This is a genomic window from uncultured Arthrobacter sp. (genome assembly GCF_964021775.1).
In the GTDB taxonomy this organism is placed as follows: Bacteria; Actinomycetota; Actinomycetes; order Actinomycetales; family Micrococcaceae; genus Arthrobacter.
Genome location: NZ_CAXHZI010000005.1, coordinates 29,557 through 43,891, shown reverse-complemented (window position 1 = coordinate 43,891; position 14,335 = coordinate 29,557). Strand labels below are relative to the sequence as shown.

Genomic DNA, 14,335 nt, shown 5'->3' with positions numbered 1-14,335 from the left:
AATCCATGGCCCACTGCTGCATCCACCCCAGCATCCTGTCGGCGGACTTCGCAAACCTGCAGTCCGAGCTCCACAAGATCAGGACCGCGGACGCCGTGCACGTGGACGTGATGGACAACCACTTCGTGCCCAACCTCTCGCTCGGCCTTCCGGTGGTCCAGCGGCTGCAGGAAGTCAGCCCTATCCCGCTGGACGCGCACCTCATGATCGATCACGCAGACCGCTGGGCGCCGGCCTACGCCGACGCCGGGTTGGCTTCGGTGACGTTCCACGCGGAGGCGTCGATCGCGCCGGTGAAGCTGGCCCGTGAGCTGCGCGCGCGCGGCGCCAAGGCGGGCCTGGCGCTGCGGCCCGGCAGCGGCGTGGAGCCGTTCCTGGACATGCTCGGCGAGCTGGACATGATCCTCATCATGACGGTGGAGCCCGGTTTTGGCGGCCAGGAATTCCTGGACCTTACGCTGCCCAAGATCCGCCGGGCCCGCGCGGCGATCGACGCTTCCGGCCTAGATATCAAGCTCCAGGTGGACGGCGGCATCACCGAGAAGACCATCTGGCGTGCCGCCGAGGCAGGCGCGGACGTCTTTGTGGCCGGATCCGCGGTGTACGGCGCCGACGACCCGGCGGACGCGATCGCGCGGCTCCGGGCTGCCGGCAGCCGCTGACGCGAACATGACGAAGGTTGTACCGCCCGTCCGCGGGGAATAGCGGGACGGCACCGGCGGTTGTGTCAGAATAGCTACACACATACGTGCTCCGGGGTCGGTGTAAGTCCGAACCGGCGGTTATAGTCCGCGACCCGCGAGCCGTCACTTTCCCTCTGGGGGAGGCCGACGGCGGACGGTTGAACCGGTGGAACTCCGGTACCGACAGTTAAAGTCTGGATGAGAGAAGCACGTACAGCTGTTACTGCGGCGCCCCACGGCGCCGCGGAATTGCGCTGTCGTATACCCCCGGAGCCATCGCGGTTCTTGAGGGAAGGAACGACAGACATGAACCCCTTGCGATGGCTCTTCGCCGACTCCGCGGTCCCACGGGACCGGGCGGACGGCAAATGAGCGTTCAGCAGCCGGCCGCCGGGCCGCAGGATATCGATGAGACGGGCAGGGCGGATTTCGCGGCCGCTGCCGGTTTCAGCGCCGCCGAGACGGCCGCCATGGACACGGCCCTCGCTGCGGCGGCGCAGGGTCCGCGCGGCGCGAACCCGCTGGTGGGCGCCGTTGTCATCGGCCCCGACGGCGCGCCCCTGGTCACCGGCTACCACCGCGGCGCCGGCACCCCGCACGCGGAGGCCGACGCGATCGCGCAGGCCGCGGCCGCCGGGCTGGACCTGACCGGCACCACCATGGTGGTCACGCTCGAACCATGCAACCACTGCGGCCGCACCGGCCCGTGCGCCCAGGCGATCATCGAAGCGGGGGTCGCCGACGTCGTCTACGCGGTCGATGACCCGCACGATCCGGCCGCCGGGGGAGCGGCCACCCTCCGCGCAGCCGGGGTCCGGGTCCGTTCCGGACTCGGCGCCGTGGCTGCCCTGGAGCTCAACCGGCGCTGGTTCGACGCCGTCGCCGCCAAACGGCCGTTCGTCACCCTGCACATCGCCCAGACCCTGGACAGCCGGATCGCGGCCAGTGACGGCACCAGCCAGTGGATTTCCAGCCCCGAATCGCTCGCCGACAACCACGCGCTGCGGGGCCGGATCGACGCGATCCTGGTCGGCACGCAGACCGTCCTGGTGGACAACCCGCGGCTGACCGCCCGCACCCCCGACGGCGCACCCGCGGACAAGCAGCCGCTGCGCGCGGTGATGGGCCTGCGCGGGATCCCCGAGGACGCCGCGGTCAACGGCGGCGACGGCAAGGTGCTGCACCTGCCCACCCGGCAGCCGCGCGAGGCACTGGACCAACTGTTCAACGCCGGCGTCCGGCACCTCATGGTGGAGGGCGGCTCGCGGATCCTGAGCGCGTTCCTGGCCGCCGGCCTCGTCGACGAGCTCATCGTCTACCTGGCTCCGACGCTGCTCGGCTCCGGCACCCCAGCCCTGGAGGACCTCGGCATCGGCACCCTCGCCGACGCCCAGCACTGGGACTGGGACCACGCTTCCGGCGGCGCCGTCCGGACACTGGGCCGCGACCTGCGGCTGCACCTGCGCCCCGCCACCGACACTTCATCCGATTTCACCCCGCGCACCGACGCGGACACCGCCGCAGGAGGCTACTGATGTTTACCGGAATTATCGCCGAACAGGGGAAGGTGCTGTCCGTCGAGCGCGACGGCGACACCAGCGCCACACTGCGCCTGCACGCCCCCGGCAGCACCGAGGGCCTGGCCCACGGCGGATCGATCGCCGTCAACGGGGTCTGCCTGACCGCCACGGACATCGACGGCACGGACTTCAGCGTTGACGTGATGGGCGAGACCCTGGTCCGCAGCACCATCGGCGGACTGGCCGCAGGCGATCCGGTCAACCTCGAGCGCTGCGTCCCGGCCGGCGGACGGCTCGACGGCCATGTGGTGCAGGGGCACGTCGACGGCGTCGGCGAGCTGCTGGAACGCGAGGCGCTCGGCAACTGGGACCGGCTGCGCTTCGGGGTGCCGGCCGCGCTGGCCCGCTACATCGCGGAGAAAGGCTCAATCGCCGTCGACGGCGTCTCCTTGACCGTCACGGCCGTGAGCCCGGCGCCCGAGCCGGCCCCGTGGTTCGAAGTCGGCCTGATCCCGACCACCCTGGCCGAAACCGGCCTCGGCGCCAAGTCCATCGGCGCCCGCGTCAACCTCGAAGTGGATGTGCTGGCCAAGTACACCGAGCGGCTGCTCGCGTTCGCGCCGGCCGTGCACGGCCAGGAGGCAGCATCATGAGCAAATTGCAGGAGGACCGCGGTGTCGCCGTCGACACGCCGTCGGCGCTGGACCCGATCGAGGACGCCATCCGTGCCATGGCCGCGGGCCGTCCGGTGCTGGTGGTGGACAACGAGGACCGCGAGAACGAAGGCGACATCATCTTCGCCGCGCAGCACGCGACCCCGGCGCTGATGGGCTGGACCATCCGGTATAGCTCCGGCGTCATCTGCGTGCCGCTACCCGGCGACCGGGCGGACGCACTGGCGTTGCCGCCGATGGTGACCATCAACCAGGACTCAAAGGGCACCGCGTACACGGTGTCCTGCGACGCGGCCGTGGGCGTGAGCACCGGAATCTCCGCCACCGACCGCGCCCTGACGGCCCGGATCCTGGCCGATCCGACCAGCCAGCCGAATTCTTTGACCCGTCCCGGGCATGTTTTCCCACTTCGCGCCGTTAAGGGGGGTGTGCGGGAGCGTCCCGGCCACACCGAAGCGGCTGTCGAGCTGTGCCGGCTGGCCGGTCTGGAGCCCGTGGGCGTTATCGCAGAACTGGTGCACGACGACGGAGAAATGATGCGGCTGGACGGACTTCGCGGCTTCGCGCTCGAACACGGCTGCCCGCTGATTTCGATTGCCGACCTGGTGGCGTACCTTGAGGCCGGCAACACCGGCAGCCACGCAGCGGAATCCGCCTGACACCCTGATTGAGGAGAGACAATGACGACTTCTGAAGCGCAGCCGGCCACCCCGGGACAGCAGCCGCATCCGGTCAGCGGCGGACCGATCGTCCAGTTGCCCACCGCGTACGGTGACTTCGTGGCCCAGGCCTGGACCGATCTGGACACCGGCGCCGAGCACCTCGCCGTCAGCTCCCCGCTGCCGGCCACGGACGGCCAGGCACCCCTGGTGCGCCTGCATTCCGAATGCCTCACCGGGGACGTGTTTGGTTCGTACCGCTGCGACTGCGGCGAACAGCTCGCTTACGCCCTGGAAATGATCCACGAATTCGGCGGCACCTTGCTCTACCTGCGCGGCCAGGAAGGCCGCGGCATCGGCCTGGCCAATAAGATCAAGGCCTACGCCCTGCAGGAGGCCGGGTTCGACACCGTGGAGGCCAACGAGCAGCTGGGCCTGCCGGTGGACGCCCGCTGCTACAACGCCGCGGCGCAGATCCTCGCCGAGATGGGCCTGCACGAGGTCCGCCTGCTGAGCAACAACCCGGACAAGCAGGACCGCCTGGCCCAGGCCGGAGTCAAGGTCGTTGAGATGGTACCCACCGAGGTGCCCTCCCGCGAGCAGAACCTGCGTTACCTGCAGACCAAAAAGGACCGGATGGACCACCGCCTGGTCCTCGACATGGAGCCCGCCGCCCCCGCCGCGGGACAACTCGGCTTCGAGCACGAACAGGGCTAACAGCCCACCACCAGACCCCCACCTCCCACAGCATAGGAACCTGCATGAGCGGCCACGGCGCACCCCAGATCGACCTCACCACCTTCCAGCCCGACGAGACCTCCCGGCTGAAACTGGCCATTGTGGCCGCCAGCTGGCACACCCAAATCATGGACGGCCTGCTCGACGGCGCGCTGCGCGCCGCCAAGGACGCCGGCATCGCCGAACCGACCGTCCTGCGCGTCCCCGGGACCTTTGAACTGCCGGTGGCGGCGGCCCGGCTGGCCCCGCACTTCGACGCCGTCGTGGCGCTGGGCGTGGTGATCCGCGGCGGAACCCCGCACTTCGAGTACGTCTGCGAAGCCGCCACCCTCGGCCTGACCGAGGTCAGCGTACGCACCGGGGTGCCGGTGGGCTTCGGGGTGCTGACCTGCGATACCGAACAGCAGGGCATCGACCGGGCCGGCCTGCCGGGCTCCACCGAGGACAAGGGCCACGAAGCCGTCACCGCGGCCCTCGCCACCGCCGTCACGCTCAAGCAGTACTCGTAGGCTGTGTATTCCCTCACATCCGGGGCGTCATGCTGGGGCCCGGCAGGCGTGGCCCGGCCGTGAACAAGTAGGCTGGACGGTGTGAAGAATTTCGAATCGCTGTTCGCAGAACTGAGTGAGAAGGCAGCCGTCCGCCCGGAGGGCTCCCGCACCGTCGCCGAACTGGATTCCGGAGTCCACGGCATCGGCAAGAAAGTCGTGGAGGAAGCAGCCGAAGTCTGGATGGCTGCCGAGTACGAATCCGATGAGGCCGCGGCGGAAGAAATTTCGCAGCTGCTCTATCACCTGCAGGTTCTGATGCTCGCCAAAGGACTCAGCCTGGAAGACGTCTACAAGCATCTCTAGCCACGTCGCGCCGGGCTGCGCGGACTGAAGTCCGCGCAGCCCGGCGCACCACGTGGCCCGTTGTGCCTGCACCCGATGACTTCCTAACCAGAAAGAACTTCCCATGCTGAGAGTTGCCGTCCCGAACAAGGGATCCCTGTCCGAAGCCGCCTCCGCCATGCTCGCCGAGGCCGGTTACCGCCAGCGCCGCGACAGCCGCGAACTGGTCATGGTGGACCCGGACAACGATATTGAATTCTTCTTCCTCCGCCCGCGCGACATCGCCGTGTACGTCGGCCAGGGCACGCTGGACGTCGGCATCACCGGCCGCGACCTGCTGCTCGACGCCGAGGTGGAGGCCGAGGAGCTGCTGCCACTGGGCTTCGCCGCCTCCACGTTCCGGTTCGCCGGCCCGGTCGGGGACTTCAGCTCCATTGACCAGCTGGAGGGCAAGCGCCTCGCCACCAGCTACGACGGGCTGCTCCGCGGCTACCTCGCCCAGCGTGGCATCAACGCCAAGGTCGTCCGGCTCGACGGCGCCGTCGAATCCTCCGTCCGGCTCGGCGTCGCGGACGCGATCGCCGACGTCGTCGAAACCGGCACCACTCTCAAGGCCGCCGGGATGGAAATCTTCGGCGAGCCGATCCTGAACTCCGAATCGGTGCTGATCGGCCGCAAGGGCGAGCAGAACCCGGCCACCGAGGTGCTGATCCGCCGCCTTCAGGGTGTCCTCGTCGCCCGACAGTACGTGCTGATGGACTACGACATCCGCAAGGAGCTCGTTGAGCAGGCCGCGGCCCTCACCCCGGGCCTGGAGTCGCCCACCGTCTCGCCGCTGCGCGATTCGGACTGGGTGGCCGTCCGGTCCATGGTGCCCAAGAAGGAAACCAACCGGATCATGGACGAGCTCTACGACCTCGGTGCCCGCGCCATCCTGGTCAGCAGCATCCACGCCTGCCGGATCTAGCGTCCCGTCCGTGAAGCCCTCAGCCGTGAGCAAATTCCAGGAGCAGCCATGTCCGTAGCCGTCCGCGTTATCCCGTGCCTGGACGTCGACGCCGGCCGCGTGGTCAAGGGGATCAACTTCGAAGGCCTGCGCGACGCCGGCGACCCCGTCGAGCTCGCGCACCGCTACGACAACGGCGGCGCCGATGAGCTGACCTTCCTGGACGTCACCGCGTCCTCCGGCAACCGCGAAACCACCTTCGACGTCGTCCGCCGCACCGCGGAGGAAGTCTTTATCCCGCTGACCGTCGGCGGCGGCGTCCGTGGCGTCGCCGAGGTGGACAAACTGCTGCGCTTCGGCGCGGACAAGGCGGCCATCAACACCGCGGCCGTCGCCCGGCCTGACGTGATCGACGAGATCACCCGGCACTTCGGTTCGCAGGTCCTGGTGCTTTCCCTCGACGCCCGGCGCACCCGGCCCGGCTCGCAGCCGACCCCGTCCGGGTTCGAGGTCACCACCCACGGCGGCCGCCAGGGCACCGGCATCGACGCCCTGGCCTGGGCGAGGGAGGCCGCCGACCGCGGGGTCGGCGAGATCCTGCTCAACTCGATCGACGCCGACGGCACCAAGGACGGCTTCGACCTGGAACTGATCCGGCTGGCCCGCGCCAGCGTGAAGGTGCCACTGATTGCTTCCGGCGGCGCCGGCAAGCCCGAGCACTTCCCGCCGGCGGTGGCCGCGGGCGCCGACGCCGTGCTGGCCGCCTCGGTGTTCCACTTCGGCCCGCTGGACATGATCGCCCAGGTCAAGACCGCCATCCGCGAGGCAGGCTTCGAAGTCCGCTAAACGGGCCGGCGCCGCCTACTTTCGGAACGGCCGAGGTCCCTGGCCACCTGTGTGCCGCTGCTTCAACCAAGCGCGTGGCGTTTCGGATCTGTCCGGAGGGCAGGGATGGCGAAACCGCTCGCTATGCACGCGTTCAACACGGCAACAGTCCACCGACCGCCAACACGTAGACCTGCTGGTTCACTCCCATTGGGCCAGGCTTTTCACCGTCGTGGCCGTTCTCGCCGAAATGGAGCACGGACCCCGCGAGGCACCGATGGTGTCTCATAACTAAAGGTGGACACAACGATTCAACCAGATGGTTTCGAGACGTAGTTGTGTCTTTTAGTCGGAGTTGGCGGTTAAATCGCAGTTTAGATTGGCGGTTTGTCGTCCCGCCCGGGAGCCATCAACGGGTGCGCGGCAGTTCATGGGACAGCGCGCGTTGGGGGCTGACCGGTCGAGCGGCGGTATGTCTCCTGATTTATCCGTTGACTCCGCCGCTGCAGGTCTCGCCGGGTTCGGGTGTCTGCGGACCCTGCTGAAATGCTTTGATGAATGCGAACAGCCGCGGATCTGCCGGGTCTGTGACGCTTAGTTGTTTTCCCCAGGCGGTTGCTTCGATGAGGGATCCCTGTCCGGGAAAGGGACTGACCAACACGTGGCTCTGGTTGGTTGCAAGCCGGGCGAGTTTGGCGATGTCATCGGCGGGAAGCCCGGGTTGGTAGCTGATCCAGACGGCACCGTGTTCAAGGGAGTGCACTGCCCGGGTTTCCTGCACGGGCCGGTCGTAGGCTCCGCAGTTCGTCCACACCGGTGAGTGGTCTCCGCCGACGCCGGGACGTTGCGGATAGGTCACCGCGGTCTGGACGTGGTTCCTGCTCAGGCCGGCATAGCTGATGACTCCTTCGATCATGGTCGGGCCCTTCTCTGCTGACGGGGTCGGTTGACCGCTGCCGTTTGCGGTGAGCCCGTAGGTGAGCGCGCCGGCTGCGAGGAGGAGTGGCACGCCGACGGCGATCAATGGCCGCTGCAATCGGGCGGGCGACCTGGACCCTTTTGTGTTGGTGGGTGAGCGTTGCTGTGAACCGGGTGTTGTCCGGGGTTTCATGAGGCCACCTTCGGGCGCTGTTAACGGTTGCTTGTTTGCGTGACGGGTTGCTGGTCCGCTGCGGCCCGCCTACGGTGCGGTCGTTGCGGGCTTCTGGAAGAGGGTGCCTTCGAGGATGCTGCCGTGGAAGGTCCGCGCGACGACGATGATCCACGCGGCGACCAGCAGGGTGTAGCCTGCGACGGCCATTGCGTCGAACACGGCGAGGTGGGTGTGGGCGGCGAGGCCGGTCAGGCCGGTGACGCAGGTTCCGATGGGGAAGGTGAAGGACCACCAGGTCAGGGAGAACGGCAGGCCCTGACGGGCGGTGCGGATCGTGATGGCGGTTGCGAGGGCGGCCCACATGAGCGCGAAGCCCAGAACCGGCACCCCGTACAAGACGCCGAAGGCTTCCATCGCCCGGGCCAGGGTCCCGGACACGGCGAGGTGGGCGTTCCCGCCCAGGAGGTTCGCGGCGGTGATGGACTGGCCCAGCGGGCCCAGCACGATCCACAAGGTGGGCACTGCCGCGGCGGCCCCGATCTTGTGCCCGGCGAGGCGGTTCCAGATCAGTGTGGTGATGATGATGGAGGCCAGCAGGCTCAGTCCGAACATCGCGTAGCAGCCCATCAGCAGGGTCAGGCGTGCTTGCCCGGCCGGGACGTAGGGCAGCAGCAGGGCCCCGGTGGAGGCTGAAACCATGGGCGGGACGACGGGCATAAGCCAGCCGCCGAACGCACTGTCCTGTGTGACCTGGTGCCGGCTGAACTGCAGGTACGGGACAGCGACGGCGCTGGCCAGCCCCAGCAGGGTCCCGGCGATCCAGAGCACCGTATCGATGCCGAGTGCCAGCTGTTCGCCCAGGACGTCTTTGCCCAGCAGCAGGGTACCGGCGCCGACGGTGAGCAGTGCCATGGGCGGTGCGCCGTAGAAGTGCGCCATCACCGGATGGCTGTGGTGGCTTCGGGCGGTTTCCCGGTGCCGGATCCAGTGCACCCCGGTCGCGGCACTCAGCAGGATCAGCAGCAGGGACGCCAGAGCCCAGACGACGGTGGCGCCAGTGCGCAGGCCGGGAAACTGCAGGGGCAGCGTCGCGGCGGCGGTCGCGACGATCCCGGTTCCCATGATGGAGGCGAACCAGTTCGGGGTCAGGTTCGCGAACAGCTCCGAGGGCCTATCCAGACGGCGCAGGACGCGCCGGCCCCCGGTGCGGCCGCCCCGGGTCTGTGCCGGTGGTGTGGAGTGGTGTTCGTCGGCGGTCAGCAGCAGAGATTCCATACCTTCCATGCTCCCGGACCGGGACCTGCCGCAGTAGGGGGCATACACTTGTCAGGGTACAAGCCGGACTTGTACCACATGTGACGTTTCTGAAGGAGATTCCCCGATGCTCAGCCCCCGGATACCGGATCTCTCCGCCCTGGAAATGCTTGCCGCGGTCCATGATTTGGGATCCCTCTCCGCCGCCGGGAAACACCTTGGACTGTCCCAGCAGGCTGTCTCCTCCCGGATGCGTTCCCTGGAGTCCCAGATCGGATCCGCCCTGCTGACCCGGACACCGCGGGGATCCACCCTGACAGAATCAGGTGCACTGGTCGCAGGGTGGGCGGCGGAGGTCCTCGCAGCCGCGGAACGCCTGGACGCCGGAATCGCCTCGCTCCGATCCGACACCGCCCGGCAACTAAAGGTCGCGGCCAGCCAGACCATCGCCGAACACCTGCTGCCGCTCTGGCTGGTCGCGCTGCGCCGCCAGCAGGAGTCCCTCGGACTGGTCCCCACGGTCGTGGAGCTGGCGGTGAACAACAGTGAAGCCACCGTAGCCCTGGTCCGATCCGGACAGGCAGCCATCGGCTTCATCGAAAGCCCGCACCTTCCCCCGGACCTGAGCGCAGCGGCGGTACAGAACGATGACATGGTCGTGGTCGTCGCCCCGGACCACCCCTGGGCCCGGCGCCGGACCCCCGTCACAGCAGCCGAACTGGCTACAACCGCGCTGGTCACCCGGGAACACGGCAGCGGAACCCGGGACGCCCTCGAACACCTGCTCACCACCGCAGGGGCCCCGCCCCTGGCAGATTCGCTGGTGGAACTCTCCACGACAGCTGCCGTCCGCTCCGCCATCGCAGCCGGCACAGCCCCCGGAGTACTCAGCGCACTGGCCGTCCGCGACGACCTCGCCCTGCAACGGCTCATCGCCGTTCCCGTCCGCGGGCTACCCCTGCGCCGCACCCTGACCGCCCTTTGGCAGACCGGCCCCACACCACCGCCCGGACCGGCCCGTGACCTGGCAGCCATCGCCGCCAGAGCTGTCCCGGGAGCCGGCACCCGCCGTAAGTCATGAAACCAGGCGACTTCGCGAAGTAGGGAGGTTCGGCTGCCTAAAACGACCGTATTCGCTACAAAGAAGCTGTCATTTTCCATACTCGCCTGCACGGCGGGCCGCCGGTTTTCGCGGTTGTGCAGGCGAGTGTTGAGCACTGGTTTTTCAATACTCCTCTGCACTAATGTCGATGTTGCTTACTACTCCTCTGCACACCAAGGGAGGTAGCGGAGTGGATGCAGAATCTACACACATTCGTGAGCCGGGCACGTTGACCATGCCCGATGCTTTGTGGGACCGGACGAAGTCAGTTTCGGCGGTGATCACGCCCCTGGCAGCGCACGCGGTCGTCGGCAGGGCGGCAGTTGATGCGGCCGCCCTGGCGTTGGGCATATCGCGACGCCAGGTATACGTGCTGATCAAACGCCATCGCGCCGGGTCTGGGTTGCTGACGGATTTGGCCCCGGGCCGCTCCTCCGGAGGGAAAGGAACCGCGCGTCTGTTGGACGAAGTCGAAGACGTCGTCCGCGAGATCGTGCGGAAGCAGTTCCTGACCCGGCAGAAACGTACCTTGGCGGCTGTGTATCGCGACATCGCTGCAACGTGCCGCGCACGACAGCTCCCTGTCCCGGCCCGAAACACGGTCGAGCGGCGAATCCGGGCGCTGAATCCAGTTGAGGTAGGCCGGCGCAGGGGTGGCCCCAATTCGGTGCGGCAGTTGCAGTCTGCCGGGGACGAGGTGCCGGTGATCGGCACAATTTTGGAACAGGTGCAGATCGATCACACGGTCATCGACGTCATCGTCGTCGACGAACGGGAGCGCCAACCGATCGGCCGCCCGTATCTGACTGTCGCGATCGATGTCTACAGCCGATGCATTGTTGGCATGGTCGTCACCCTGGAGGCGCCCTCGGCAGTGTCGGTCGGGCTGTGCCTGGCGCATGCCGGCACTGACAAAAGGCCATCGCTTGAGAGTTTGGGTATTGAGGCGCAGTGGCCCATGAGCGGGAAGCCGAGACAGCTGCACTTGGATAACGCCAGCGAATTCAAGAGCGAGGCGCTCCGGCGAGGATGCGAGCAACACGGTATCCAGCTGGCCTACCGCCCGCCGGGCCGGCCTCACTATGGCGGGATCGTGGAACGGGTGATCGGCACCGCGATGCAGCAAATCCACGAACTTCCCGGAACCACCTTTTCCAATCCCGTCGAACGGGGCCGGTATGACTCGGACCGGAAAGCGGCGCTGACCCTGCGCGAGCTGGAGAAATGGATGACCCTGGCCGTGACCAGCTACCACGGCACCCTCCACAGCACCTTGGGGCAGACGCCCACCGGTCGGTGGGCAGAAGGAGTGGCGGCCACGGGGCTGCCGGCGGTTGCCTTGAACCCGACAGCCTTCCTGGTCGACTTCCTTCCCGTCGTGCGGCGTACCTTGACGCGAACGGGATTCGTCATCGACCATGTCCACTATTTCTCGAACGTGCTGAAACCGTGGATCAGCCGGCGCGACACGCTTGGGCCGTTTCTGATCCGTCGGGACCCCCGGGACATCAGCCGGATCTGGGCGTTGGAACCGGAGGGGGTTCATTATGTGGAGGTTCCTTACCGGACGATGGCGAACCCGTCTGTGAGCCTGTGGGAGCACAGACGCGCATTGGCGCGCCTGCACGAGCGCGGCCTAGCGCAAGTGGATGAGGCGGCATTGTTCCGCACGATCGAGCAGATGAGAGAGATCGCGGCTACTGCGTCGAAAACAACCAAGCGCATGCGACGCGACGCCGACCGCCGCAATGCAGCGACGACGCGGCGCGGCGGGATACCAGCCCCTTTGCTCCCGCCGCAAGCCCTTGCTGATCAGGCACCGGACACGGTGTCGGACGCGGCCCGGGTGCCCCGATTCGATCAGATCGAGCAGTGGTGACCATGCCCGACTACGAGGCACCCGAGTTGTCCCACCTGCACCCGAGTGTGCGGGACACGGCCCGATTGCCTGCGAACGAACGGGTTGAACTGATCCGGGCCGACCGGTGGATCGGCTACCCGCGCGCAGTGGAGGCGGTGGCCCGCCTGGAGACCCTGCTGTGCTGGCCGGACAAACAACGAATGCCGAACCTGTTGCTGATCGGGCCGACGAACAACGGCAAGTCGATGATCGTGGAAAAGTTTCGCCGGGGGCACCTACCTGTGACCGAGGCAGACCGGGAAAACATTCCGGTGTTGTGCGTGCAGATGCCGTCCGAGCCTTCCGTGTTGCGCTTCTACATCGCGCTCCTGGCGGCGCTGGGTGCACCTCTTCAACCACGCCGGCGTCTGGCCGACGTGGAGCAGATCTCGCTGAAGTTGCTGCGTTCAACGGGAGTGCGCATGCTTGTCATCGACGAGCTGCACAACGTCCTCGCCGGGCAGAGCTACAGCCGCCGGGAGTTCCTCAATCTCCTGCGATTCCTGGGCAACGAGCTACGCATCCCGATCATCGGTGTCGGAACACGGGAGGCGTATCTCGCGGTCAGATCCGATGATCAGTTGGAGAACCGGTTCGAACCCATCGTCCTTCCCCTGTGGAATACGGGTGAGGACACACTGTCGTTGTTGGCCAGCTTCGCCGCCGCCCTGCCGCTGCAGCGCCCCTCGGACATCGCTACCCCCGATATGGCGCAGTACTTGCTAACCCGAAGCGAGGGAACCATTGGCGAACTCACCCGGCTCTTGACCACCGCGGCGATCGCCGCCGTGGAAAGCGGTGAAGAACGCATCAATCGCCGCACCCTGGTCATGGCCGACTACGCAGGACCCACCGAACGGCGGCGCTTGTTCGAACGCGAACTGATGTGAGACCGCCGGAACGCTGGCCCCTGCACCCTGCACCCGGCACCTGTAGAAATGGAATCGTTGTCTTCCTGGCTGCGGCGGATCGCTGCCAGCTACGGCATGTACTCCGACGCGATGCTCGAACACGGACTCGGCCAAAGGGAACTCAGCGACCCCGAGCTGGATCTGAACCCGCCGACGGACCTGCTCGAAGAGCTCGCCAAGCGCACCGGTCTTGACCAACACCGCGTAAACGCCATGACCATGGCCGCCTGGGTGCCATGGCTCTTCGACAGCCTCATCCATGCCCCCGGCGCTTACGAAACCTACGTGCACCAGCTCTCGGTGCTCCTGCCGCCGAAGCGGCGCAATATCTACGCCCCGCGAAAGTGGCGGCCATGGTTGCCGGAAACCGGGACACGGCGGGGATGCCCGGACTGCCTGGAATCCAGCCCGGCGCTACTGCTCTTCTGGCAATTGCCACTCATGGCCAGCTGCCTGGTCCACGGGCGCCGGCTCGAAACCTACGAAGGACATCCTCCTGATCACATTCTGTGGGTAACTCCCGCCCATGACCAGCGGCCACTGCCGGAGTCGCTGTCCCTCATGGACCGGCGGACCTGGCAGGCGATAACCACCGGTTCCGTCGACCTTCCCCGGTATCCGGTTCACGCCGGCATCTGGTTCCGGCTGTTGCGGACCCTCCTGGACGAACTCACCACCGCGCAGGGACGATATAGCCGGCAACTGGACGACGTGCGTCGTGTCTGGGAACACTGCGGCCACCCTTTTCGGGCCGGCCTGTATTCGTGGCAGCCGTTCGAGACCCTTAATTGGCCCGCCCAGCAGCAGCTGCTCGGAGCAGCCGCCGCCGCAATGGAACTGATCGAAGCCGGCTCACTGACCGCTCTGGGTACCTCCGCGCACCTCCTGCGTCCCGAACCGAACCCCCGGATCAGCGACGGAACCCGGCCCGGCACGCGGACAGCAACCGCTCAAGAGAAGCCGACTCTCGATGAGCTCTGGAAACAGGCAACGGACGCACTGGAAGTCTGCATCGCAGCAGCCAAAGTAGACCCGCTCGTCGCGCAGCAGCTCTACGACTTCGCACGGTACGGATGCCGGAGTGAAGAATCCGTGGGCAGTCTCCGGGAAACCTTCGCCGAGCTTCACATACCCCTCGACTTTTTGTCACAAACAGAGAATCAATGACCCTTTGCCTGACTTAGAATAAATAACGGG

The 14,335-nt window shown here is 67.1% G+C and carries 15 protein-coding genes and 1 riboswitch; of the genes, 13 read left to right on the top strand and 2 right to left on the bottom strand.

Annotation, left to right across the window (positions count from 1 at the left end):
• Positions 1–5 precede the first annotated feature (5 nt).
• The 9 genes from rpe (at position 6) to hisF (ending at position 6,899) form a co-directional block, all read left to right on the top strand.
• Entirely contained in the window at positions 6–662 is a 657-nt protein-coding gene (gene rpe, locus ABIN76_RS06885; RefSeq protein ID WP_346958973.1) for a ribulose-phosphate 3-epimerase, read from the top strand.
• Positions 663–744: 82 nt separating this feature from the next.
• A riboswitch (FMN riboswitch) is annotated at positions 745–898 on the top strand.
• Positions 899–1,153: 255 nt separating this feature from the next.
• Positions 1,154–2,218 (top strand): bifunctional diaminohydroxyphosphoribosylaminopyrimidine deaminase/5-amino-6-(5-phosphoribosylamino)uracil reductase RibD, encoded by a 1,065-nt coding sequence (ribD, locus tag ABIN76_RS06880; RefSeq protein ID WP_346959130.1) that lies wholly within the window; start codon positions 1,154–1,156, stop codon positions 2,216–2,218.
• Complete coding sequence (locus ABIN76_RS06875) at positions 2,218–2,856, top strand: riboflavin synthase (protein WP_346958972.1); 639 nt, start codon at positions 2,218–2,220, stop codon at positions 2,854–2,856. Before ribD ends, ABIN76_RS06875 begins: the two co-directional genes overlap by 1 nt.
• Complete coding sequence (gene ribB / locus ABIN76_RS06870) at positions 2,853–3,536, top strand: 3,4-dihydroxy-2-butanone-4-phosphate synthase (RefSeq protein WP_346958971.1); 684 nt, start codon at positions 2,853–2,855, stop codon at positions 3,534–3,536. The genes ABIN76_RS06875 and ribB overlap by 4 nt, the downstream gene beginning before the upstream one ends.
• A gap of 21 nt (positions 3,537–3,557) precedes the next feature.
• The gene (gene ribA, locus ABIN76_RS06865) at positions 3,558–4,253 is read left to right on the top strand and encodes a GTP cyclohydrolase II (RefSeq protein ID WP_346958970.1); all 696 of its coding nucleotides are present in this window, start codon (positions 3,558–3,560) and stop codon (positions 4,251–4,253) included.
• A 44-nt stretch (positions 4,254–4,297) separates the two neighbouring features.
• Complete coding sequence (ribH, locus tag ABIN76_RS06860; RefSeq protein ID WP_175321713.1) at positions 4,298–4,783, top strand: 6,7-dimethyl-8-ribityllumazine synthase; 486 nt, start codon at positions 4,298–4,300, stop codon at positions 4,781–4,783.
• Between the two features lie 81 nt (positions 4,784–4,864).
• Positions 4,865–5,128: a phosphoribosyl-ATP diphosphatase gene (locus ABIN76_RS06855; protein ID WP_024367461.1), complete on the top strand. Its 264-nt coding sequence runs from the start codon at positions 4,865–4,867 to the stop codon at positions 5,126–5,128.
• Between the two features lie 103 nt (positions 5,129–5,231).
• On the top strand, positions 5,232–6,074 hold the full coding sequence (gene hisG, locus ABIN76_RS06850; RefSeq protein ID WP_138769531.1) for an ATP phosphoribosyltransferase: 843 nt from the start codon (positions 5,232–5,234) through the stop codon (positions 6,072–6,074).
• 48 nt (positions 6,075–6,122) lie between these two features.
• Positions 6,123–6,899, top strand: a complete 777-nt coding sequence (gene hisF, locus ABIN76_RS06845) for an imidazole glycerol phosphate synthase subunit HisF (protein WP_346958969.1) — start codon at positions 6,123–6,125, stop codon at positions 6,897–6,899.
• A 463-nt stretch (positions 6,900–7,362) separates the two neighbouring features.
• On the opposite strand, the gene ABIN76_RS06840 is transcribed toward hisF, so the two are convergent.
• Both ABIN76_RS06840 and ABIN76_RS06835 read right to left on the bottom strand, forming a co-directional pair.
• Complete coding sequence (locus ABIN76_RS06840; RefSeq protein ID WP_346958968.1) at positions 7,363–7,902, bottom strand: DUF3105 domain-containing protein; 540 nt, start codon at positions 7,900–7,902, stop codon at positions 7,363–7,365.
• Between the two features lie 156 nt (positions 7,903–8,058).
• Complete coding sequence (locus ABIN76_RS06835) at positions 8,059–9,246, bottom strand: TDT family transporter (protein ID WP_346958967.1); 1,188 nt, start codon at positions 9,244–9,246, stop codon at positions 8,059–8,061.
• Between the two features lie 106 nt (positions 9,247–9,352).
• Between ABIN76_RS06835 and ABIN76_RS06830 the strand changes: the two genes are divergently transcribed.
• From ABIN76_RS06830 to ABIN76_RS06815, 4 genes are all read left to right on the top strand, one after another.
• Entirely contained in the window at positions 9,353–10,306 is a 954-nt protein-coding gene (locus tag ABIN76_RS06830) for a LysR family transcriptional regulator (RefSeq protein ID WP_346958966.1), read from the top strand.
• 256 nt (positions 10,307–10,562) lie between these two features.
• Positions 10,563–12,206 (top strand): DDE-type integrase/transposase/recombinase, encoded by a 1,644-nt coding sequence (locus tag ABIN76_RS06825; protein ID WP_346959129.1) that lies wholly within the window; start codon positions 10,563–10,565, stop codon positions 12,204–12,206.
• A gap of 2 nt (positions 12,207–12,208) precedes the next feature.
• Complete coding sequence (locus tag ABIN76_RS06820; RefSeq protein ID WP_346959128.1) at positions 12,209–13,117, top strand: TniB family NTP-binding protein; 909 nt, start codon at positions 12,209–12,211, stop codon at positions 13,115–13,117.
• A 27-nt stretch (positions 13,118–13,144) separates the two neighbouring features.
• Positions 13,145–14,305: a TniQ family protein gene (locus ABIN76_RS06815; protein ID WP_346959127.1), complete on the top strand. Its 1,161-nt coding sequence runs from the start codon at positions 13,145–13,147 to the stop codon at positions 14,303–14,305.
• Positions 14,306–14,335 lie beyond the last annotated feature (30 nt).